Annotated in this window: 13 protein-coding genes and 2 tRNA genes; 3 read left to right on the top strand and 12 right to left on the bottom strand. The window is 65.2% G+C overall.

The window, feature by feature from the left end; all coding sequences use genetic code 11:
• Positions 1 to 72: 72 nt before the first annotated feature.
• From ACM6LR_RS27645 to ACM6LR_RS27635, 3 genes are read right to left on the bottom strand one after another with little or no spacing between them, the layout of a single operon-like run.
• On the bottom strand, positions 73 to 3,297 hold the full coding sequence (locus ACM6LR_RS27645) for a helicase-related protein (RefSeq protein ID WP_414944804.1): 3,225 nt from the start codon (positions 3,295 to 3,297) through the stop codon (positions 73 to 75).
• Positions 3,294 to 5,216: a UvrD-helicase domain-containing protein gene (locus ACM6LR_RS27640; protein WP_414944803.1), complete on the bottom strand. Its 1,923-nt coding sequence runs from the start codon at positions 5,214 to 5,216 to the stop codon at positions 3,294 to 3,296. Before ACM6LR_RS27640 ends, ACM6LR_RS27645 begins: the two co-directional genes overlap by 4 nt.
• Entirely contained in the window at positions 5,213 to 9,985 is a 4,773-nt protein-coding gene (locus tag ACM6LR_RS27635) for a DEAD/DEAH box helicase (RefSeq protein WP_414944898.1), read from the bottom strand. The genes ACM6LR_RS27640 and ACM6LR_RS27635 overlap by 4 nt, the downstream gene beginning before the upstream one ends.
• A 396-nt stretch (positions 9,986 to 10,381) precedes the next feature.
• On the opposite strand from ACM6LR_RS27635, the gene ACM6LR_RS27630 reads away from it, so the two are divergent.
• Genes ACM6LR_RS27630 through ACM6LR_RS27620 form a run of 3 tightly spaced genes read left to right on the top strand, consistent with a single transcriptional unit; the run spans position 10,382 to position 14,333 of the window.
• Positions 10,382 to 12,475, top strand: a complete 2,094-nt coding sequence (locus tag ACM6LR_RS27630) for a helix-turn-helix domain-containing protein (RefSeq protein ID WP_414944802.1) — start codon at positions 10,382 to 10,384, stop codon at positions 12,473 to 12,475.
• Positions 12,472 to 13,452 carry a hypothetical protein gene (locus tag ACM6LR_RS27625; RefSeq protein ID WP_414944801.1) on the top strand — a complete coding sequence of 327 codons (981 nt, stop codon included), beginning with the start codon at positions 12,472 to 12,474 and terminating at the stop codon, positions 13,450 to 13,452. Before ACM6LR_RS27630 ends, ACM6LR_RS27625 begins: the two co-directional genes overlap by 4 nt.
• Complete coding sequence (locus ACM6LR_RS27620) at positions 13,449 to 14,333, top strand: DUF6339 family protein (protein ID WP_414944800.1); 885 nt, start codon at positions 13,449 to 13,451, stop codon at positions 14,331 to 14,333. Before ACM6LR_RS27625 ends, ACM6LR_RS27620 begins: the two co-directional genes overlap by 4 nt.
• On the opposite strand, the gene ACM6LR_RS27615 is transcribed toward ACM6LR_RS27620, so the two are convergent.
• From ACM6LR_RS27615 to ACM6LR_RS27575, 9 genes are all read right to left on the bottom strand, one after another.
• Positions 14,293 to 15,495 carry a DNA cytosine methyltransferase gene (locus ACM6LR_RS27615; RefSeq protein WP_414944799.1) on the bottom strand — a complete coding sequence of 401 codons (1,203 nt, stop codon included), beginning with the start codon at positions 15,493 to 15,495 and terminating at the stop codon, positions 14,293 to 14,295. The two genes, ACM6LR_RS27620 and ACM6LR_RS27615, sit on opposite strands and share 41 nt — an antisense overlap.
• A 40-nt stretch (positions 15,496 to 15,535) precedes the next feature.
• The gene (locus ACM6LR_RS27610; RefSeq protein WP_414944798.1) at positions 15,536 to 16,528 is read right to left on the bottom strand and encodes a DNA cytosine methyltransferase; all 993 of its coding nucleotides are present in this window, start codon (positions 16,526 to 16,528) and stop codon (positions 15,536 to 15,538) included.
• A 160-nt stretch (positions 16,529 to 16,688) separates the two neighbouring features.
• Positions 16,689 to 16,762, bottom strand: a tRNA-Arg gene (locus ACM6LR_RS27605).
• 42 nt (positions 16,763 to 16,804) lie between these two features.
• A tRNA-Ser gene (locus tag ACM6LR_RS27600) sits at positions 16,805 to 16,894 on the bottom strand.
• A 410-nt stretch (positions 16,895 to 17,304) separates the two neighbouring features.
• Positions 17,305 to 18,105, bottom strand: a complete 801-nt coding sequence (locus tag ACM6LR_RS27595; RefSeq protein WP_414936253.1) for a phosphatidylglycerol lysyltransferase domain-containing protein — start codon at positions 18,103 to 18,105, stop codon at positions 17,305 to 17,307.
• 182 nt (positions 18,106 to 18,287) lie between these two features.
• A complete protein-coding gene (locus tag ACM6LR_RS27590; RefSeq protein ID WP_414944797.1) occupies positions 18,288 to 20,264 on the bottom strand; it encodes an acetoacetate--CoA ligase in 1,977 nt (658 codons plus the stop codon).
• 28 nt (positions 20,265 to 20,292) lie between these two features.
• Positions 20,293 to 21,045: an ESX secretion-associated protein EspG gene (locus ACM6LR_RS27585; protein ID WP_414944796.1), complete on the bottom strand. Its 753-nt coding sequence runs from the start codon at positions 21,043 to 21,045 to the stop codon at positions 20,293 to 20,295.
• Positions 21,045 to 22,169 (bottom strand): PPE domain-containing protein, encoded by a 1,125-nt coding sequence (locus tag ACM6LR_RS27580; RefSeq protein ID WP_414944795.1) that lies wholly within the window; start codon positions 22,167 to 22,169, stop codon positions 21,045 to 21,047. The genes ACM6LR_RS27585 and ACM6LR_RS27580 overlap by 1 nt, the downstream gene beginning before the upstream one ends.
• On the bottom strand, positions 22,169 to 22,648 hold the full coding sequence (locus ACM6LR_RS27575; protein WP_414944794.1) for a hypothetical protein: 480 nt from the start codon (positions 22,646 to 22,648) through the stop codon (positions 22,169 to 22,171). The genes ACM6LR_RS27580 and ACM6LR_RS27575 overlap by 1 nt, the downstream gene beginning before the upstream one ends.
• Positions 22,649 to 22,683 lie beyond the last annotated feature (35 nt).

The following is a 22,683-nucleotide window of genomic DNA, read 5'->3' as shown; positions in this document are numbered from 1 at the left end:
TTGCGCGCGCGCGGTCGGGCGGGAACGCCGCCGCTTCGGCGCCGTGATGATGGAGGAGGGGCCACTTCGTTCCTACCGTTTCTCGAGAAAGAGCGTCGACTCAGCGTCGACGTCACGAAGGCTCCAGAGGGTGTCCCAGCCGCCAGTGCCGTCATTGTTCCTGTCGAACCCCTTTAACAGGGCGGGATCTTGGCTTCCGCGCTTGGCTTCGTACACGAGGTCCGGTTCGGCATCGGCTTCCTCACGCCACCAGGCGATGAAATCGTCGAAGTACTCAGCCGTCGCCTCTGACTCGTCGGGGTCGACCGACTGGACTCGGTCCAGAATCGCGGGGCGTACCGTTGAAATGATCTCGGGCAGGAAGGTCTCGATGTCTGAGGCCGCCTGGTTGGGAGAGGCTTTGGCGATCGTCAATCGGGTGAGCGCGACAACCACTGCATGGAACCCCCTGTCGCGGGCACGTGCGGAGAAGGGTGTGACGCTGGTCGACTCCACCTCGCGATAGAGAGCCGAGTGGAAGCCGGGGAAGTTCTCGTAGTGCGAACGATCCCTCGACCGCGCCGAGTTGAGCATGACGGCGATGAGACCTGGATGACGGCGTCCCACCCGGCTGGTCGCCTGGATGTACTCGGCGGTGGTCTGTGGTTGCCCCATGACCGCCATGAGACCGAGCCGGTCGATATCGACACCGACAGAGATCATGTTCGTCGCGAGCAGGAAGTCCAGGGTATTTTCCTCGTCCGGCCACGCGCACTTCAACAGCTTCAAGTAGCTGGGGATCGCACTCGAATCCGCACGGCTGCTCAGCTCGATGTGAGCTGACACCGAACGCGTGTCACTGGAGCCATCCCGCTTGGCCAGCAACTCCAAGCGGTCCTGTACGTCGTCGAGCACTTGCAGCTCTGCAGCGGACAACAGCCGCAGACTGTTGAAGTATCCCACGAGCGTCCAATAGGCATCGCGTACCTTGGGATCGGCTTCAGTACGTGCCACAGCCTGGAACAGTGTCGCGTAAGTTCTGACCAGCAAGGTCGCCTGACTCGTCGCCGGCGTGAGCAGTCCGATGTAGCGACGTGACGCCTTGTCCTTCCGCGGAGCCTCCACGGCGAACCACGAATCCCTGGAATCGAGGCCGGCGGGCGGGAATTGCGCCAGCTTTCGATCGAACAGCGCTCCCACCTGGCCGGAGGCGCGGCGGATCGTCGCGGTCGAGGCGACGATCTTCGGACGGCAGGCCAGAACGTCCACCGCCGTCTCGTACAGACCGGTGAGGGTACCGAGCGGACCTGAGATGAGGTGTAGTTCGTCCTGGACGATGAGCTCCGGCTTCCGGATCTCGCTCCCGAGGTCTCGGTTGAACAACGCCGCCGTCTCCGGCCGCCACGGCATGGAGGCGAACTTGTCCACTGTGGCAATGACCAGTGTCGGATGAGCGTCGTACACTGCCTCGTCCACCAGATGGACGGGTAATCCCTCGTTGGTACCGAATTCGCAATCCGTGTTCGGACAACGCACCAGCATCCGCGTGAGCTGCGGACGTACCTCGTAGTCGCCTGCCCCCAACGGCTCTCCACACCACGGGCAGGAGTGAAGCTGGACCGGGTTTTCCTTCTGGAGCGGCTTTTCCGGATTCTTGCGTAGTTCGTCGAGCTTGATCTCGGCGCGGCCGAGCTTGTTCGGGGTCGCCGACATACCCACCCACATGCCGATCGACACCGGTGTGCTGCCGAGATCTCCTCCTCTCCGCTCGGCGCGAACTCGTTCCATGGCGCAGATCAACGCCGCGGCACGCTCGAACTGTTGGAGAGTGAGAAGGCGGAGGGTGTAGCGCATCAGCACGGTCACTCCGCCGCCGTGCTCGCCGTCGCGGAGGCGACGGAGAAACACGGTGAAGGCCACCAACCCGAGATATGCCTCGGTCTTTCCGCCACCGGTCGGGAACCACAACAAGTCGGCGATACCACGGTCCTCGTGATTCGGGTCGACGATACCTTCCAGACAGAGCAGCATGAACGCGATCTGGAACGGTCGCCATCGACCCGCCTCGGGATCCGGCGAGCCTTCTCGTCCCCTTTCGATCCATTCCGCTCGACCTCGCTGGCGGGCCATGGCCTGGTTCGCCAGGCGGAACGCCTCGATCGGCATGGGGTGAACAGGATCGGCCAGCAGCTCGACACCTCTCCTCATCCGTTCGAGCGCTCGCCCACAGTACTTGACCTGCTCGCGCGCCACGTTGGCGTAGTCGGTTTTTTCCAGCGCGAGCACCTCCTGCCTCCGCGCCTCGATCCACTCCTCATAGCCGTCGAGCATGCCCGCGAGCGCACCAAGGATGTCTTCGACCGTTCCGTGTCCGAGGCGGTGCATACCGAGTGCTTTGTCGTCGATCTGTGGGTTCGAATCCGTCAGCAGCACCTCGTGGCTGGGCACCAGCTCGGTACGGATCGACGAAACAGCGGCCCGTGTCGACATGGAGGTGCGGATCGGCGGAGCCGTCCAGTCCCACGCGACGGAGCAGCCGTGGCCGGTGGCGAAGTAGGGCGCGTGCCGGTGCAGCAACCGACTCAACGCGTGCTCGGCGTCTACCGCACCGAGGGGTGCCTTTCGCTCGACGAACGGTCGAGTGCCTTCAGGGCCGGACGCCTCCAGCTCGGGTTGGAAGAAGCAATAGGCATCTTGGAGGTCGTACACACCTGCGCGCCACGTGTTGACCAGCGTCACTGTCACCGTGACCGTGCCGCCGTCGTCAACGGGACGGATCAGCGTACGCAACTCCAGCCCAGGACACAGTTCCGCGGTACACATGCCGGCAGAAGTGACATCGACGACCACGGGTTCGCAGTCTGCAGGAACACGACGCCAACGCTCTCGTTGCTGTTCGGTACTGCGAGCCTCGCTTCGACGCGGCTCGACAGCGACACCGTTTTCGTCCTCCGGCGCATAGTTCGCGACTCGGACCTTCACACGCACCGAACCCGCGATACCCGGATCGACACCGAACGTCATGCCCATCGACGATGGTTTGCGGCGGTTGGCGAGGGAGACTCCGAGATCGGTCTCCCCCTGCTCGGAATCGTCCCCGCGGACGACGTCCGGGGGGGTGTCCACGCCGTCGGTCTCCGCGAGCGGATCGGAGTTCTCGATCTGCGGAAAAAGGACGCCGACGGGATAAGCGGTGATCGGGGCGTCGGTGGCGAGGATCTCCTTCGCACCGCCCTGCGGACCGAGGAGGTCGGCGCGCAGGGCGGCGCGGAGGTCCTTGCGCAGCGCGTAATGCGCTGCATGGCTGGACTCGGTCACGGGATGTCCTGTCCTTCCGGGACCCGTTCAGCGTGGGTCCAGTCGAATCGGCCGAGGCCACCAAGACGAGGGGCGAGCCATACACCTCGGCCGCCGAGACCATGGCGTTCGGTGACCGCGGTCGAACCGACAACCGTTTCGACACAGTCGATTTTCAGACCGGTAATCAGGTACGGCCACTGTTTCACCCGGTAGCCCGCGGACCTCTTGAGCAGACGCCACAGGTCGTGTCGGAATACCTTGGAGACCTCGCCGATCGGAGTGTCCGCGTGGAAGATGCCGTACGGTGGCGTTTCGGTCGAAGACGAAGGCAGGTCGTGTAGCCTGCGCAACACCACTGTGCTGCCAGGACGAACCGACTCGAGTAGATACTTCTGCGCCGCCGCCGGGTCGGTCTCGGGCTCACGCACGCCGGCAGGCACCTCATGGCACACATCCGTCTCGACACCTTCTACACCGACGCGTTTCCAACGCTCACGGCCTCCCACGTACCAGCGCCCGACCGGCGCCGGCAGGTGTTCTCCCTTACGCAAAGTCCAAGTGTCAGGGCATTCTACGCGATACAAGTCGTCCCGAGGCCGCGTCATGGCTACATGAAGAAGTCGCGCCTCGGTCAGTGTGTCGGTCTCACCGATCCGTCGCTGTGCGGTCGCGTCGAACCCCGCGATCAGCACACGGTCGAACTCCAGTCCCTTGGCTCGGTGGACGGTGGACACGAGGATCGAGTGCGAGGGCAGCGTGGTCAGTTCATCCGGCAGCCGCCCTTCGGCGGCCACCCTTCGCAAGGCCTCCAGATCGAGCTGGTTGCGTGCGCCTGCCGCGACAGTCCTCAACGAACGCCACGTCTCCTCGATGTCGATGTTTGCAGGAATCTTCAGCTCGGGCAGAAGCTGTTCGAACCGTTCCTGACTCAACGTCACAGCACCGGTCGCACTGACCAATCCGGCCACCCAGGCAAACGCGGCACCGGATCGCGGAGACCGCTGGACACGGTGCGGGACATCGAGCTGCCCGAGTTTTTCGGACAGCAGAAGCACCTGGGCGTTGTCCCGGCAGAGGATCGCCGTTGTACCGGAGAAGTCCCGCAAAGAGTCCTGCGCGAACGGCGTGTCGAGCTTTCCGAATGAGGCGACTTCCGCGAGGCGAGAACGGAGCTCGCGGAGAAGCGAAGCCGCCGCTTCCATATCCACCTCGACAGTGTCCGACAGACGCTGCAGACGTTCTCCGTAAGGCACCGCATGGCGTGTCTCGACGGTACGAGCGCGAAAGTTCTCGTCGAGAACGACTTCGCGCAGCTCGTCCCCGAAAGTGGCACGCAGCCACCTGAAGAACAGGCCCGCTTCCTCAGCCCGCGCCTGCGGGTCGGACACCTGGAACCCGTAGATCGATTGGGCGGAGTCACCGACGACGGTGAAACCCATGTCCGGGAACCTGTCGAGGAACGCTTCGACCATTTCCCGCCGCGGTCCGACAAGGTCCTGCACCTCGTCGATGATCACATGGGCGGGTGCGCCTCGTTCGGTCTCCTCGACGACTCCGTTTTCGATCGCGTCGGTGGCGAGTTCGATCCGTCGATCGAACCCACGGCACGAAAGGTCTTCAGGTCGATATCCCGCTTCGAGCAGGAGAGACGAAGCCCAACTGTCGAAGGTCTGGGCACGCACCCGTCGACCCACGACAGCGCTCCGGCCTGCACGGGTGCGCAAGACCTGTGCTGCCGCGCGGGAAAAGGTCCAGATCAAGATCTCCGATGCCGCGGTTTCCTCCACCGTCATCAGATGTTCGATCCGGCGGATCAAGGTGGTGGTCTTGCCCGTGCCTGCCTGTGCCGGAACCAGCAGTTTGTCACCCTGGGCGCTGGTCACGACGCTCCGCTGAGCGGAGGTGAGTTCAAAGCTCTCCCCCTCTGACTCTGTCACCGCTGTCCCCTCTGCCAGAGATAGTCGAACTTCGTGAACGCGAGGTCCTGATGGAAGTTCCTGATGTTGTCGCGCACATCGAGGATGAGGCAGGTGTCCTTGCCTCCGTTGCGACTTCCACGCAGGCCACGCCCGATCATCTGCTGGTAGTCGTTCGGGCTGTACACAGGCCGGGCGATGACGACGGCGCGGGTCGCCGGCGCGTCGAAGCCCTGCGAGAGCACGCCGTAGTTGGTGAGAACCCGGAGTCGTCCCTGCCGGAACGACTCGATGCGCTGACGTCGCTCCGGCAACGGAGTCGCGGAATCGATCGCGGCGGAGCGGACGCCCCGGTCACCGAGTTTGGCAGCCAGGAACTTGGCGTGGCTGACAGACGTCGCGAACACGAGAACCGGCCAGTCCTCGGGCAACGCGACGATCTCCTCCACGAGGAGTTTGTTGCGAGCCTCGTCGTCGGCGAGGCGCAGCTCCGCACTCCTCGGCAGGAATCCCTTGATCCCACCAAGCTCGTCCGGATCGAGCAGGATATCCGCACCGACCAGCTCACGGTGTTCGACGCGGGCAAGGACGCCCAGGTCCTGCAAGTCGGGAATGGGCTCGCCGGAGAAGACATCGTCGTCGAGGCGGACGTTGCCGAATCTCTGCACCAAACGCCTCGTCAGCTCGGCGTCATTGCGGAACGGCGTGGCTGTCAGCCCCACGAGGTGCCGTGAGGTCTCGCGGTGGGTGAGCCCGAGGTGCTCGAGGATGGAGGTGTATTCGCGGGAGATCGCCACGTGAGCCTCATCGATGAAAACGGCCGAAGCGTTGCGCAACCATGCGTATTCATCTGTACCCAAACACATTCGCAACTTCGCGTCCGTTGCGATGACGAGGTGCGGCCTGCCTGTGACGGGGGTGGCTGAATTCGTCGTCCACAGCCGATCGATGACCAAAGACTGCTCGGGACCGACGTTCTCCCAGACATGCTTCCACGACTGGAAGGCCTGCTCGCAAAGCTCGGCGGTCTGCGAGATCCACAAAATCGGCCCCTCGGGAATCCCGTCCTCCCGGATCCACCGGATCGCGCCTTCGGCCGCGACACGCGTCTTGCCGGCCGCAGTCGGAAGACTCAGCATCCCGCGCTCGGCGTGTTCGTTCCGCAGCAGAACGGTCAGCCTGCTGGCAAGCACCTCCTGGAAGGCGTGCAGTCGAGGGAAATCAGTCGGCCCCTCGGCTTCTTCACGCATGGGTGGAGCAGGGATCCGTACACCCGCGAACACATCAGGGAGCCCGAGATCGGTCACGAACCGCAATGCGGCGGGGCCGCCATCGAAGTTCGCCGGGGCAGTGTCGAACCGTTCGGCGATGTCCCTGGCGTGCACCCGAAGCACGCCATCGTCGTGCGCGTTGTACGCCAGCTGCGCCACCCGGTGGGCATCCGGGTCCTGCCCGGTCTCCGAACTCTCACTCGCGATAAGCCCCGGAGGAAGTCCCTTACGCAGGTTCTCCTCGCCGACCAAGAAGACGATCTTCTCCACAAGGCTGTCACAGTCTCGGATCTCGGTGAGCCGAGCCTGGACTTCGCTGTCCTTTTGCTGTTGGTGATGCGCCTCGATCACCCTCCGACAGCCGGAGACTCCGAGATTCCACCCGAATTCCTTGTCGACGAGAATAAGAGCGTCCTCGAACGACGTGCCGTCGACTATCAGCACCGTGTTGTCCTGTCGGGCGCTCTTCATCGCGACGGTTCGAGTGCCCTGAGGACTGCGGGTCACTTCTTCGAGCTCACTGCACCACTGCAGGTAACACCCCTGGACCACGGTCGCCCCCAGTCGCTGTCGAAGCGGTGGCCACTCGTCGGTGAGCGGGACGGCGGGCCTGCTGTAGACCGGGCGCAGCCGCTTTTCGATGACGTCGACGAAACGACGCATTCCGAGCTCACGGATCAAGAACTCGACCCGCTCGGTCTCGTCCGGGAAATCCGCCAGCATCGCAGGATGGTTCTCCCGGACCAGCGCCGCGTATTCCTCCGCGGTCGTGGCCACCGCGATATCACCACGAGCACGGAGGTCCCACTCCTGGCCTACCTGGCAACGCATTGCCTCTTCCCGTTCGACAAGGTCCGGAGCGAACCGGGAGAGGAGGGCGTAGGCGAAACCCACGAACTTGTCGTCAGTGCTGGACTTCACCCGTTCGAGGAACTCGGTCCAGCGCTGCGGGTCCATGTCACCGACGTTGACAGTCATCCCCAACCGCCGGGCCTTGTCCGGGCTGATGTCCGCAACAGGAAGCAGGGAGGCGAACGCGCTCAGCTGAGGACCGACGGCCTCGCGTACCGCGACCAGTCCCATCGAGGTGTCGACCATGCCGTAGGTACGCAGGAACCAATTGACCGGCGAAAGCACTCGCATCCGAGTACTCACCTTGCTGCCGATCTGCCGAGTCCAGGACTCGACCAGCCCGTCCTCGGGCGCCGCCGCCAGGAACGCGGCCTTGCCCTCATCGGACAGTTCCTGGAACAGGTGCAGTGACCCCATGGTCGGCGCCCCGGTCAACACGACCGTCTGGAGCTGCACCCTGCTGGCGGTCGCCTTCAACTCCCGGCAGTACTCGCCGTGCGCCCACAGGTGGTACTCGTGGAACCAGCTGTCGTTTTCCGGCCGATGACCGGAGGCCGGTCGATCGGTCATGCCGAGCTCTCGCAACACCGGCAGGTCATCGGAGTGAAAGCGGACGTCGACAGCCAACCGGGCGTCACGCGAACCGTCCCCCGGCACCACCGGCCCCGGCAGCAGGCACTTGCCGATCGGACGAAATACCCCGGCAGTGGTCCTGACCCGGAGCCCGGCGGACACCTTTGCCGACTTGTCGCGCACCACACTCACGAGGTCCACACCGCCCGCGGTGCGCCACAACTCCCAGAGCCGAGTCCACTCCTCTTCACCGTAACCAGAGAAGCCCTGGTCGATGACGCTGCGAAAGCGTCCCTCCGCGTCAGCTTCTCGGATCCCGAGCCGGTCGAGTTCCCGAATCATCGTCGGGTCGCCCGAGATCCCACGATCCACGTACACCAGGTCATCGGTGAGACCGTCCTCGTCGTTGGACCGGAAGACGCGGCCGGCTGACGCGGCGACGAAGTCACCGTTCTCGGTCAGGACGATCTCGGCCTTCCTTGCCTCCGTCGCAACCGTTCGGAACGTGACGTCCTCGGCTGCGCGCTCGTCAAGGTGCGCCACGATCCGGATAGCGACGGCGGACGCGACCGCTGTCCCGTCCTCGACGAGTGCCTCCAGCCACGCGACGACGGTTTCCACCTCCACGCCCGCCGCGGCGAGTACATGGTTCACTTTTCCTCGGCGCAATCCACTCGCGTCCACCGAACTGTGCAGCCAGTCCTTCGGCCGACCGGCGTATTCGGTCCACAACGTCAGCGCGATTCGGCTCAGCTTTTCCGGGTGAACGCGCAGGTCGGCGGGTTTACGCAGGACCCCATCCTGATCAGGGAGCGAAGGCCGGACAGCCGCAAGCGCCCAGACCTTCTCGGTCAGGTACTCACATGCCCAGTTCGGCGACTCTTTGGCTCGTCCCGGCAGCAGAGGCAAGTACGCCGCCGGGTCTTCCGCCACCACCAGATCCGACAGTGAAGAAAGAACGAGATCGGCGGTGGCGTCGAGCAGTTCGATGTTGAGTTCGCTGCCGGACAGGAGGTGCTGCCGATCCTCGTTGGTCTTCCACGCGGCATTGACGACGCCGCTGAGCGTGGTCGCGTACTCGGTCGGGAAGAAGGCCCAGAACTCTCCTCGCTCATGCGGCACGTGGCACACGATCTGCCCATGGTCGTTCTTCGAGACCGAATACTCCGGCACAGCCCAAGACATGTCGATCACGACACGGTCGTGCAGTTCACCCGCGCCGATCCGCGTACGCTCGCTGACCTGGTGGGACCGGGAGAACACGCGGTACTGCTCCGAGCGCGACTTCTGACCGCCCCTGGCCTCGTGGATCACGTACCGCACGCCATCGTGCTCGACGGTGATTTCGCGACGGACGACCGGCAACTCCCGGCGGTCCTCGAGCACCATCTTGCGGACGTGGTGCGAGAACACCTGGAAGAGGCGGGGGAACTCGAGGATGTCTTTGCCGAGCAGGTCACCGACGCCGGTCACCAAAGGCAAGCGGACGACGGTGGCCGCTCCCGTACTCATCAGCTCGTCGAGGACGGGATCGAGCGAGCGTTCGTGGTCCTCGACCAGCGGCCAAGCGAGCCTCAGCACTGGAGTGTCGCCCACCGTTTCCAGCGGCTTCTCGCCGTTCGCGATCCGCGCATCGTTGACGGCCGTGAGGATCTCGTCGGCGGAACGCTCCGCGTCGAACCCGAACGAGCCGGAGCGGCTGAAGAACTGCGGAGTGTCGGTCACGGTCAGCACTGACTTCACGCCGACACCGAAGCGGCCGATCTGACTGCCGCTCTTCTGCGACACCCCCATGCGGAGAATGGTGTCCGCTCCCTGCACCGAAATAGGCGCGCCGTCATTTGCGCAGTACATGTGGGTTTCGGTGAGAACGACCTGGATCGTCCCGTTCCGGTGTTCGGGCGCCCGCATCTCGTCCGCACCGTTTTGCACCAGCTCGTATACCTGGCGTTCTCCGTAGCCGCCTTGGTGGATGCGACGCTCGGCGTTGGCGTCCTCCTTGATGCGGTCGGGATCGAACGCATAGGTCCCCAACGCCAGGCCATCGAGCCTGGCGATCATGACAAGCACGGGGCTGACCGCACTGTCGACCATCACTACTTCACTCCTTCAACGGACAGGTTCATGACCACTGTCCTTCTGATCCTCAGCAGATCGGGATTCGAGCGAGTCCGCTGCGCACTGCCACCCGACAGAAACGGACAACACAAAAGTTGGGTACGGCAAGTAGCGGCCCCTGACCGCAGGCCGCGCTTGACTCGGATGTGGATGACTCTGCTGCGGCTCGGATCCCTCCCGAAATGAAGTCGACACCCGAAGGGTGTGTCGGAGCGATGAGAAGACGAGAAGCGGTACAGTCGAACAGATTCAGCCGACCGAGGTGACGTTAACCATAAGTTGACAGCGCGCAAGTGTCAAATTTGCCTGTTAGACTGCTCTGGACCGCCTGTTGGGAGGTCGCTCGCAGGCACCAGGAAGGCAATCAGGCGAATGAGCGCTCAGCAGGGCGAGGACTTCGGCCCGTGGCTCGGACGGCAGTTGCGCCGGGCATCGAAATCCCAGGCCGAGCTCGCGCAACACCTGGACTTGACCCGTGCCGCCGTATCCGCATGGATCACCAGCCGCTCCGAACCTCGCGAGGAAGTCAAGCGACGGATCGCCGAGTTCCTCGGCATCGACGTGGCCTCCCTGCACAACCGCACCGCGGACGTGGTCGCCAAGCTCCCACTGGAGTGGCACCACAGGCCGGCACATGCGGACGGCGGACGTGAATACGGCAACGCCGCCGCCTTCGCCTTCAACGCCGACCTGGCCGTCCTCGCCCGCGAGGCGACCCAGAACTCGCTCGACGAACGCCATGATCCTTCCAAACCGGTCCGGGTCCACTACACATTGCACGAGTTGAGCGGCGGACACCTCGACTCGTTTCTCGAGGCGTTGCAGTGGGACAAGTTACGCCCGCACTACGACAAAGCCGCTTCGGCGGAACAGAAGGTCTCCCGAAGTCTGCGAGCGGCGCTGGACGACCTGGACCGAACCAGGTCGCTGCTGTTGTTGAGGGTGGACGACTACAACGCCGCCGGCCTCACCGGTCCTGAGTACAGCGACGGTCGCTTCGCGGCTGTCGTCCGAAGGCAGCTCGACAGCCACAAGCAGTCCGGCAAACGAGCCGGCGGTTCCTACGGGCTCGGAAAAGTCACCCTTTGGGCCACCAGTCGCTTCGGTCTGGTCTTGATGAACTCGACGCTGTCGATTCCCCATGAGGGCCGGACCGAACGTCGTGTCATCGGCAGGCTCGACTTGCCTTGGCGAACCGTGGACAAGACGGCTTACGCGGGGCCGGCCTGGTTCGGGGAGCCGGACACCACGCAGAGCCACAAGGGTGTCTCCCGCTCATGGTGGGCGGACGAGGAGTCCGTTCGGGGATTGCAGCTCGAACGCTCCAACGCGGAAACAGGCACGTCGTTCCTCATCGTCGGGGCGCATGACGCCTCCGGGGACGCGGAATCCTTGGAGGAGATGCACGAGAAGCTGGTGCGTTCGCTGGCCGATGGTTTCTGGGCCGCGATGATCGGTGGTGATCGGGCAGGCGCGCTGCTCGAAGCCCGCGTCACGACCTTGCGCAACGGCCGGGTGCTCGTACCCGAACAACAGGTCAATCCGCATACCCACCATCCCGCGCTGAGCAGAGCCCTCAAGGCGTATCTGGACAACGAGACCGTGACCGAGCGGACCGCGGGCGATCAAGTGGCCAGTGTCGAAGTACCTTTGTTCGTCACCCCGTTGAAAGGCGAAGGTCGAGCCCAAGGCAAAGGGGCAAGACACTCCGCCGTCCTTCTGCTCACCCGTGCCGAAGGGGAGGAACGAACCAACCGAGTGGCCTGCATGCGCGGCAACCGCATGACGATCCTCGACAGGCGCCCCAGGGATCTCCCCCTGGGCACCGACGCCTTCCAAGCCGTCCTTCTCGCCGGCCATGCGACCGAGAACGAAGGCGAAGACGTCGACCTCGCAGAACAGTTTCTCCGCGCGTCCGAGCCCCCTGAGCACCACAAGTGGGATCGCACGGAAGAACTGACGTCTTTGTACCAGCGAGGAGCGCTGTCCCGCATCAGCGAGTTCCTCGAAGAGATCGACAAAGCGGTACGCGAGCTTGTCGGGCGTCGGGAAATCGGCCATCGTGGTGGCCCGAGCGTTCTGAAGGAGTTGCTGAAGCTCGACGGTGCCGCCGCCGGCAGCAGACGCGCACAGGGCGTGCCGACGGTCCGGAGCATCAACGCTCAGCTGGACGACACCGGCGCCTGGCACGTGAGCGTCGACATCAAGCTGCCCAACGCGGAAGACCCGTGGTTGCTGACACCGGTCGCCAAGTTCGACGTCAGGTCCGGCGGGCGCCCGGCCGTCGAGTGGAGCCTTCTCAGCCCTGCGAAGAACTGCGACATCGAGAACGGCAACCTGGTCGTCCCGCCGGGGATGCGATCGGCCTCGTTCATCGGTGTCACGGATCCGGGAAGTCATCCTGTTCAAGGTCGTCTGTCCCGACTGGTCGTGGACGTTCAGAAGGCCCGCGGAGGTGTCGCGTGAGAGCCGCGTTTCCCTATCCGACGCTCTTCGGTGACGTGAGTCTCGATGTGACGGCCGTGAGTGTGGACGGCGCAGAGCTGCCGTACTCACACGTGTCCAAGGTCGAGCAGACAGTGGCGTTGCATCGAACCGGACGGGAAGAATGGGAGGTTGCGACTCTGCACCTGGCCGCCAAGCTCCCCGAGGCGGAGCTTTCCGAAGGACCTTGGGTCGATCCGGTGTGTTTGGCGGTGCTCACCGAGAAAGCCACCAATGCCCGGTCGACAACACGTCTGACCCGTTCCCGTGACGGTAGTTGGCGCGGAAGCATCGAACTGGCTCATGCCCGTCATCTCAACCGCGCCTCACTCGGTTTGACGGTTGTCGCCACACTCGACGACATGGCGGGCCGTTTCATCGGTGCCACCGAAAAGGACTGGTTCGTGGACCTCAAGGTCACCACCCCGGTCCGACAGCGCGATATCGAGATCGTGGAGATCGACTTCCGCGAAGGACCGCACGAATGGTTGCATCCGTTCAAGGAGTCACCATGGATCGTCGAAACCACGGGTGAGATCCCGACGGTCTATCTGAACACGAGCGCGGTGGAGGGTTTGGTCGATGCCCTGCACGGCACAGGCGGCAGCCCTGAAGAGAAGATGCTGCGTGAGATGACGGCGAGTCAGGTCGCACAGGACGCCTGGACAGCCATGTTCCACACGGCCATCAGCGACCTGGATCTGGACGAGGACGGGACACCTCAGATGCCTGCCGGCTGGCGCGAGGCCGTGGTGCGGATGATGCTGCCGGACGTGCTGCCGGGACGGCAGCTCACGGACGCGCTCTTCGACATCAACGAACGTCGTACCAAGGGGTTCGGTTGGTCCGAGCTCCAGACGAGTGTTCAGTACGCGGCGGGCAGGCGAAGTCAGATCACCAAGAAACTGACCAACGCCGTGCGGTCTGTTCATCGTTCGGACAGGAGCGATGAACGATGAGTCTTGAAAACAAGGCCGACCTCCCGCTCGTTCTGGGTTTGTTGCCGAACGCGGCGGTGGCCAAGTTCCTGACTCGCGGTATGCAGTCAGGGCAAGAAAAACCTCCGCTGGTCACACTCCGCAAGGCATCGATTCCTCTTCCGTCGACGGAAGCCCGTTGGGGGATCGCACCGATCCGGGAGTTGCTCGACGTAGCGATGGAGCGCTTCGAAGGGAGACCTGTGGATGCCGACGGCTGGCTGGCACCGAGACTGCATGCCACCCTGCGGATGACCAGGGCCGAAGCTGCCGACAGTCGCCTGTGGAACTTCCTCTCCATGATCGCGGCCCCGGATTACGTGGTATGGCGCCACAAAGGCGCCGAGATCACGCCGGCCTCCCGGTTCAGCGGCCCGCACTACACCCAGGCCTTCGCCCGTCTGTGGTGGGCGGCCGAGCTGTTCCGCAACGCGGACGACTACAGCCCGGTAGAAGTCGCGTGCAGCGTTCAAGACGTCCTGAACACGACGATGCGCCTGGACGTCATCGACCATCGCCCGACCGCGTTCGCGATCATTCGCGTGCTCGAAGAGTTGAAGCGCTCGAACGTTTCACGTCTGGGAGACCGGGCCAACGCGTTGTCGTCCGCGGTGAACGCGGCGGGGAGCACCCTGCTGTACGACGTTCTGGCGCCTGACGAGCTGGTGGATCAAGACGCGGTGCACGACTGGATCGCCGAGGCCGAGAACATGGCACCAGTGCACTGGGACCGTCTTCCCGACGGACCGGACGACGGCGAAGTCAGCGAGGACGCAGTCAAGGCCCTGACGCCCTTGTTCAGCCAACTACTCGAAGAAGCGCCTATGCGACAACGGAAGAAGGCTGCTGACTCTCCAGAGTAGCGTCCTTTTCGGACGGAGTCGCGATGGGCGTCGAGGGCAGCTGAGGTCGGTCGTAAATTCCCGGATCCCACTTCGCAGCGACAACCGCGTCAAGGTCCTCGGCTTTGAACTCAACCCCCAAGGCCGCAGCGAGCACGTGTGCGGCCAGACGCGGCGGAATGGCGTTGCCGACCTGCTGCGCGATCTCCTTGCCGGACCAGGGGTAATCAGCGGGGAAGGTCTGCAAGAGCCCGGCCTCGTCTTTCGTCAGCCGGTCGAGCTCTTGCTTGGGCCAGGCGGACGAATACAGCCTATTTCGTGAGATTTTGCCGGTGACCGTGGCGGAAGGCTCGTCGGACCTGCGCCTTCCCCGCAACTTGGGATCGCCGCCGGTTCCGTAGTTGGACACCACTTCGAACGGCTCGTCCCGATTGCGCAAGGCGTCGGACATCGTCACCCACGGCTTGAGAGTGGCTACTCCCTCAGACCGATCCTTACCCTTGTAGTACCGACGGTGCGTTGGCGTGGGCAGGGAAGCCTCGCCGTGAAGTCGTGCGATGAGGATCGCGCGACGGCGAGTCTGCGGGACTCCGAACTCTTCAGTGTGCAAGACGCCGCAGGCGACTTTGTAGCCACGTTCCTTCAAAACACCGGCGTATGCCTGCCAGACCGGCAGGACCGTCGGAACCTGTTCCAGCACGATGGCTTTGTAAGGCATCTCGTAGTCGAGAGCTTCCAATGCCCAGCGCAACGGCTCGAGTACCAGACCGGAACGTTCTTTGCCATTACGATTGTCGTCGCCTGCGCGTTCGTCGTCTTCGTGCATCTTCTCGAGTTCGGCGCTGATGTCTTCGCCTGCGGCCATCCGCTCGACGAAGCCGAGGACCGTGTCCAGTGCACGACGACCGGCGCCGCCCCCCGCGACGGTGTACGTCTGGCACGGAGGCCCGCCCGAGAGCACGGTGGCATCGGGGAAGTCCTTGGGCCCGTAGGCCCGCACGTCGTCGTGCTTGGTGCCAAGACCTGCGGCTGTCCTGGTCTTGCAGGCGTTGTCGTCCCACTCGATGCCGTCGACGTGCACGCCCAACCAGTGCGCGGCGACGTCCAGCCCGCCAGGCCCCGCGAACAGGTCCACCATCTGGATCTGCGCAGTCGTGAACAGCTGCGGCTGCACAGGGGTCATGGGGTGGAAGCTTAACTCGTGTACGACGGCCTTGAAATCATCAGGCTCCACCGCGTGTCAGCGCGGCACGAATGGCAAGTCCCAACGCACGGGCGACGGGTGGTGGTGAAGCGTGACCGACCTGGCGGTAGCGAACGGTCTTCTTGCCTTCGAACCGCCAGTCCGGCGGGAAACCCTGCAGACATGCGGCTTGCTCGACAGTCAGTTTGACCATGCCGTCCCGGCCGAGCGCCGGGTCCCACACGAAGTCGGAATCCGGCACCTCGTTCGCGACCGTGGCGCCGTCCACACCCATCTTGGCCCAGGCCTGCTTCGACCCGGTGGGGCCGAGATCCGGACCTCCCCGTTCCCAGGATCCTCCGACCAAGGTCGGCGCCAGTTTGTTCGCCTGCCGGGCCCACTCGCTCGTCTTGGCCCAGCCTCGCGCCTTCATCGACTCTTCCAACGCCTCACCCACCGTCACCGGTGGTTCCAGGCTCGGTTCGGGTACTTCAAAGGCGTCGATGGCATCGCCTTTGAGCGCCACCAGGATGCCTTGCTCACGATTCTGTGGGACCTGGTGGTCTGCCGCGTTGACCACGAACCACTTGTACCGATAGCCCAGGTGGTCGAGTTCCTCGTGGACGAATTCCCTTACTGCACTGTAGTCGTCCTTGGTGACGAGGTCCGGAACGTTCTCGACCAACAGTGCACGCGGCTGAACTCCATGCATCAACATGATGGTCGCCTTGAGTAACTCCAGCTCGATGTCACTTCCACGAGTCCGGTTGACCGTCGCCGAAGCCTTCACCCGCGGAAGGCCGGCGGACAGCAAGTCCACGTCGTAGACCTGCTGATGTTCTTCTGCGACGAACTGGAGAAGATCCAGTTCGAGGACATCCCATCCAGGACGATTCGCTCGCAGCGTTTGACACGCCACATCGCGATTATCCAGCAGCAGAACAGGATCGAAGCCTGCCTGTTCCAAACCCAGCGTGAGCCCGCCCGCCCCCGAACAGACATCGAGCGAGGAAAATCGTTTTGCTTCCGCCATAGTCCCCACCGAACCCCTCGACCACAGGAAGTGTTTCAGCGTATCTTAGAACAGCGTTCAAGGACGCCGGACAACCGAAGACTCAAACGAGGGTCCACAAAGGACAGACAAAAAGGCCCTCCCGCGAACGGGAGGGCCTTAGTGCTGTCTCAACCAGACGTGCGCCCGAAGGGATTCGAACCCCTGACCTTCTGATCCGTAGTCAGATGCTCTATCCAGCTGAGCTACGGGCGCTTGTTCAGTTTTCAATCTAGCACCTGCCGAAACAGGGGCCAGCGGAGGCTCCGGGATTTGAACCCGGGAGGGGGGGTTACCCCCAACCGCATTAGCAGTGCGGCGCCATAGACCAGACTAGGCGAAGCCTCCCAGGTCGAACGACCACTGCCCAGATAGGTTACACACTCCGCGAACCCCCGCGAAAGGGACCCCCCTTAGCTCCGCGGCAACGCCCTGAGCAGCAGCGGAGAGCGTCCGCCGAGCCTTTCGGCTTCAAGGACGGCGGTTCCGACGCTGGGGAGGTCGGGGGGGGGGACGCCAGGTAGCGCGCGGGACCCAGCGGGGCTGGCACTTCGCGTTGAAGCGGTAGAGGGTTTGGATCCAGCGTGAGAAGAATCGCAGTGTCCGTGCGGACGGGCCGGCGCCAATGCGTTGGCCTTGTTCGAGGACGGCGCGGAAGGCGGCGAAGTTCAGGGAGACGTGCTGCGCGGGGGTTCTCAGGAGCAGTTCAGCTCGTTGACGCCCGGTCGCGGCGCATGACGTCCAGCGAGAGGACTTCCTCACCCAGGGGAAGATGAAGCAAGCCGCGAACGCGACCCTCGTGCTCGGTGGTGACCAGGACCGAACCTGGGTCGCCCCATCCGTCCCAGTGCCATCGAGATGTAGGTGGCGGCCAGGGTGCGGAGTTCGTCCAGCTCGGCAGGAAGCAGGTCTTCCGCCTTGCGGACGGTGTAGCCGGCTCGTTTGGTGCGTGAGACGGCTTGGCGGACACCGCGCCTGACGCGGCCGTCGAGGGTGAAGGTTTCCGTGCCGACGACGGCTTCGTCGCGATCGCCAGGTTCTCGATGCCGAAGCGTGCCCAGTTCCGAGCAGCCCATGGTCGCGGGGCCCACGCGTACCGACGGCGGACGTCCAGGTACTCCTCGATCGCGCCGGCCACGCTTCCGGGTCACCGAGGGGCCCGCCGAGCACAGCGCGACGCCGGCGATCACGCGATAGGTCACGGCAGCTTCCCTGACTTCGAGAAGACCACGAACTTGTCCCCGCGCAGGGCGAGTCGCTCTCGTCCAGCAGCGCCCTGAGCCGCTCGACCTCGTCATCGGACAGCTCGGGCGCGGTTCGGCGAGCGGAGCGGGGAAATAGCCGACAGGGTCCTCCAGCCACAGCGCGTGGACATCGCCGGGCCGATATCCCGGGCCGGGGAGTGCGAGGAAGTATCGCCGCGTCGCGATCAGGGCGATCAGCAACGCGAGCGACACGAGACCGGTGCCGAGGTGCGACACCGTCAGGAGCACGGCGGCGGCGACCGCGAGTTGCCAGGCCCGTCGCTTCCTCCGGTTGAGGCCGACGGCGAGCAGCACCAGCGCGACCGTCGCCGCGCCGACCGTGGCCTCGTGCGGCGGTTCCAGCCATTCGGCGACGTGGCCGCGCAGAGTGCGCCGCCCGGCCGGGGACCGGCACCGAGACCAGGGTCGGCAGCCCGGCCAGGCGCGTCACCCAGGTGACCTCCCCGCCACGCGCCCGCCGAGTCCCGCCCCTACGTTCAGCTCCTCGCCAGCTCCACGAACGGTACAAGGGCGTCGGGGTTCAGCAGCGCGTCGCGGCTGACGGCGCGGTCAGGGGAAACGCCCGAAAGGATCTTCTTCACCGGAACCTCGCATTTCTTGCCGTTCAGCGTGCGGGGTACCTCGGTCACCTGGACGAACCGGTCGGGCACGTGCCGTGGCGAGAGGGCGCCTCGTAGCTCCTTGCGCAGGGCCGGCTCGACCTCGTCGAGCGAGGCGCCCTCGGCCAGGACGAGGAAGCACAGCAGTTGCCCGTCCTCGTTCCCCGCTGCCGAAGTGTCGATCACCAGCGAGTCCGCGACCTGGTCGAACGACTCGACGACCCGGTAGAACTCGGCCGTGCCCATCCGGACGCCGCCGCGGTTCAAGGTCGAGTCGCTGCGCCCGTAGATGACCGCGGAGCCGCGCTCGGTGATCCGGATCCAGTCGCCGTGCCGCCAGATCCCGGGGTACATCTCGAAGTACGCCTCGCGCAGCCGCGAGCCGTCCTGGTCGTTCCAGAAGAACACCGGCATCGACGGCATCGGCTCGGTGATCACCAGTTCGCCGACCGTCTCCACCACCGGCTTCCCGGTCTCGTCGAACGCGGCGACGGCGGCGCCGAGCGCGCGGACCGAAAGCTCCCCCAGCCACACCGGGACGTCCGGGGCGGAGGTGACGAACGCCGCGCACAGGTCCGTGCCGCCGGACACCGAGCAGATCTGGACGCGTTTGCCGACCTCGTCGACGATCCACCGGAAGCCTTCGACGCTCAGCGGCGCGCCGGTGGATCCCAAGGCGCGCAACGCGGTGAGGTCGTAACGCTCCGCCGGTTTGATGCCTGCTTTCAAACAGCTCTGGATGTACGGCGCCGACGTGCCGAAGTAGGTGACGCGGTGCTGCTCCGTCAGGTGCCACAACACGTTCAGGTCCGGGCTGCCGGGGCTGCCGTCGAACAGCACGATCGTGGTGCCCGTCAGCAGCCCGGAGATGAGGAAGTTCCACATCATCCAGCCGGTGGTGGTGAACCAGAAGAATCGGTCACCCGGGCCGAGATCGCTTTGCAGGGCAAGGGCTTTGAGGTGTTCGAGGGTGATCCCGCCGTGCCCGTGGACGATCCCCTTCGGCAGGCCGGTGGTCCCCGAGGAGTACAGGACCCACAGCGGGTGGCCGAATTCGACGGGCTCGAAGGCCAGTTCCGCACCGGCGTTGTCGGCGAGCAGCGTGTCCCAGTCGAGCGTGCCGTCGAGGCGGCCGCCCGCGTAGTCGATCAGCACTGTCGCTTCGAGCGTGGGGATCTCGTCCCGTAACGAGTTCACCGTCGACCGGCTGTCGAACCACCGTCCATTGTAGACGTAGCCGTTGACCCCGATCAGCACCTTCGGCTCGATCTGCGCGAAGCGGTCGGCGACCGCGCGGACCCCGAAGTCCGGCGAGCACGACGACCAGACGGCGCCGAGGCTCGCGGTGGCGAGGAAGGCGATCAGCGTCTGAGGGCAGTTCGGCGCCAGCGCGACGACTCTGTCCCCTTTGGTCACTCCCAGCTTCCGTAAACCCTCGCGCGCGGAGGCGACGGCGGAACGCAAGGCGCCGTACGTCAGCTGCGAGGAGAGGCCGTCTTCGCGGTGAAAGATCACGGCGACCTCGTCGTCGGCCTTCGCCGCGCCCGCGACACCGGGCATGAGCGAGTGCTCGGCGTAGTTCAGCGTGCCGCCCTCGAACCATCGCGCGTTCGGCATCTCACCGGTGAGCACCTCGCCGGGCCGGTCGTGCCAGCGCAGGCCGAGAAATTCGCCAACGGCCGACCAGAATTCCGGCACGCGCTGTACGGAGAACTCCCACAGCGCGTTGTAGTCGTCGACCTTCACGCCGCGTTCGGTGCGCAGCCACTGGCGGAACGCGTCGATCTTGGTGTCGGACAGGCGGCTCGGCTCGGGGCGCCAGAGCACTTCTGGGGCGTCGGCGGTGTGCGTCACCCAGCGATGTTAACCCTCGTTAACAAATCTAGCGAGCCCCCGTGAACAGCTCGTACGCCATCGTCTTCAGCCGCCCCGCGTCAAGCGGAGTAACCGTGAGCCAGCCCCGGTCGCGGCGAAGACCGTAGCGGCCATCGGGGGTGTCCACCCAGGTCAGCGTGCCCTCGCCGCGTACCCAGCGGCCTTCCCAGGACTTCCTCGTCGCCCCGAGCCGTCCACTGCCGATCCGCTGCGTCACGATCCGCACCATCACGATGACCTCGGGTTCACGCAGCCCGGCGTCGCGCAGGACGTCGGAGAACGCCGGCTGCCCGCCGCGCTCTCCCGCCTCGCACGCCGCCGTGTAGTCGTCCACGCGCAGGTTCACCGAGAGGCCCCGCCCCTGCTCGCACGGCGGCAACGCCTGCAGCAGGGTCGCGGCGACGAGCGGTTCCCGCAGAGCCGACAGCTCGACATCGGTGCCGGCGACCCCGATCGCGACGGCGCCCCGATCGGACACGCAGCCGACGGCCCGGTACGCCGGATCACCGTCGAGCCGCAGGTCCAGCGTCAGTTCGCTGTTCGCGAGGGTGTGCAGCAGGCCCATCAGTTCCGGTGCGGGAGCCTCCACCGTGCCGAGGCCGCGTTCGGACAGGGTCCCGCTCGCCGTGGCGACCAGTTCGGCCCGGAACTCCGGTGTCCGCCCGACGTGCGGAACCTCCAGCACCGCGGGCAGTTCGTCGCGTCCATGCGCCGACCACAGCAGGAACAGCTCGCCGATGTGCAACCGGATCCAGTCCATCAGCGGCCGTCCCTCGGGTCTTGGCCGATGACCGGCGGGGTCACCTGCCCGCCGAGGCCCCAGACGTCGGAATCCTCGACGAGGTAGTCCGGCGACTTGCGTTCTCCCTCGTCCTGCCGCCCTTGCTGGGGCGCCATCCCCATCGGAATCCCGCCGAAGCCGCCCATGCCCGCGGCCCCGGCCCGTGTCCCGGCCACCTGACCCGGCTGCCCCGACGGTCCGAAGCCGCCGACACCGGAACGGCCGCCCTGTCCGAGCTGCTCGTGGGTCGCGTCGGGGGCGCCGGGCGGCGGCGGCACGAAGGCGCCGCTGCTCGCGCCGGGCGTGCGCGGTGCCTCGACCGGCTCCCGCACCTGGATGGGAGCGGCCTCGTCGGCACCGCTGCTGCGGGTCGAGTCGTCCGGCGGCGTCTCCGGTACTGGCTCCGGTTCGGGTTTCGGCTCTGGTTCTTCGGGCGTCTCGAGGATCCGCGGCTGCTTGCCGTACGACGTGAAACGAGGAACGTTTTCGTAGACCTCGCCGGAGTTCCGCTGCATCCGCGTCATCACGTCGGCGGCCTGGCGGTGCAGGTCCTGCGAGCTCTCGTCGGTGGGTTCGGCGACGATCCGCCCTGCCTCGGCGAAGTCGGACTTCGGCGGCGACGACGTCGACATCGCCTGCGTCGAATCGGAGATCGGGATCGGACGGCGTTTCGGCGGCTCCGGCACCCTGGTGCGGGGCGCGAAGCCCGGCGGCTCCGGCATCACGCGCCGCGCGGTGTCGGCGATGTCCGCCTGGCGGCGTACGCAGTTCGCGACGTTCTCCGCACGCCAGCCGGTCTCGCCCGCCCAGTCGACGAGCTTGATCGCGGCGTCACGAGCCCTGTCCGCACCTTCGCCCGTCCAGCCGTCTGCGGTGGCGACGATGGCCGCCCGGAGCTCGGAACCGACCCTGTCAAGAAAACTGCTGATCTTCGCCCACTGCGCGGCGACGGCTTCCGCGCCTGCCAGGTCCAGCTCGTTGTGGACCATCTCGTAGAGCTCGCGGTGCGAGTAGCTCATCCAGTCGATGTCGGCGGCGAGGTGATCGGGGCCAGGTCGCGGCTCGGGCTCGGGCGGCGGCCACGGCGTGGGCAGGATGCGCATCAGCACTCGTCCTTCCACTCGGTTTCGACGATGTCTTCCATGTCGAAGCGGCGGGCGACCCGTTCGAGCTGCTCCTGCCCTTCCTCGTCCGTGGCGACGTACATCTTCCGTGCCGCCATCACGGTGAGCTGGAGGTCTTTGAGCACCACGGCGAAGTCCTTGAGGACGGGCACGGCGGCCTCGGTCCCCTCGGTCGCGGCGCCCTGGAAACGATCGCTCATCGTGTGCCCGACGAAGTTGTCGCCCAGCTTCAAGGGCGCTTTGAACTCCGTCGAATCCTTGATCAGCGCGTTGAGCTCATGCCGTGCTTTCAGCAGCGCGTCGACGAGCTTCTTGGCGGCGTCCTCGGTGACCTTGACGGTCCCCTTCTTGGCATCGGTCTTGGTGTCCCGGATCTGACCCGCCACCGGAGCCAATGCCGGAGCCGAGGCTCCGAAAGCGGCTTGTGGCGTCACGGGCACCTTGGGTGACTGTGCCATTTGACCCTCCCCTGTCACATCTGAAGGGGAATGCT

It is taken from the genome of Amycolatopsis sp. cmx-11-32, from assembly GCF_047608695.1.
Taxonomy (GTDB): Bacteria; Actinomycetota; Actinomycetes; order Mycobacteriales; family Pseudonocardiaceae; genus Amycolatopsis.
Note: the sequence above shows the minus strand (reverse complement) of the source record. Positions and strands in the feature narration are given on the sequence as shown.

What these genes read in the sequence shown, in the direction of transcription:
- ACM6LR_RS27580 (WP_414944795.1), bottom strand. Translation starts at nt 22,169, where the DNA reads ATGCGCATCCTGCCCACGCCGTGGCCGCCGCCCGAGCCCGAGCCGCGA.
- ACM6LR_RS27575 (WP_414944794.1), bottom strand. Translation starts at nt 22,648, where the DNA reads ATGGCACAGTCACCCAAGGTGCCCGTGACGCCACAAGCCGCTTTCGGA.
- ACM6LR_RS27585 (WP_414944796.1), bottom strand. Translation starts at nt 21,045, where the DNA reads ATGGACTGGATCCGGTTGCACATCGGCGAGCTGTTCCTGCTGTGGTCG.
- ACM6LR_RS27630 (WP_414944802.1), top strand. Translation starts at nt 10,382, where the DNA reads ATGAGCGCTCAGCAGGGCGAGGACTTCGGCCCGTGGCTCGGACGGCAG.
- ACM6LR_RS27635 (WP_414944898.1), bottom strand. Translation starts at nt 9,985, where the DNA reads ATGGTCGACAGTGCGGTCAGCCCCGTGCTTGTCATGATCGCCAGGCTC.
- ACM6LR_RS27620 (WP_414944800.1), top strand. Translation starts at nt 13,449, where the DNA reads ATGAGTCTTGAAAACAAGGCCGACCTCCCGCTCGTTCTGGGTTTGTTG.
- ACM6LR_RS27610 (WP_414944798.1), bottom strand. Translation starts at nt 16,528, where the DNA reads ATGGCGGAAGCAAAACGATTTTCCTCGCTCGATGTCTGTTCGGGGGCG.
- ACM6LR_RS27615 (WP_414944799.1), bottom strand. Translation starts at nt 15,495, where the DNA reads ATGACCCCTGTGCAGCCGCAGCTGTTCACGACTGCGCAGATCCAGATG.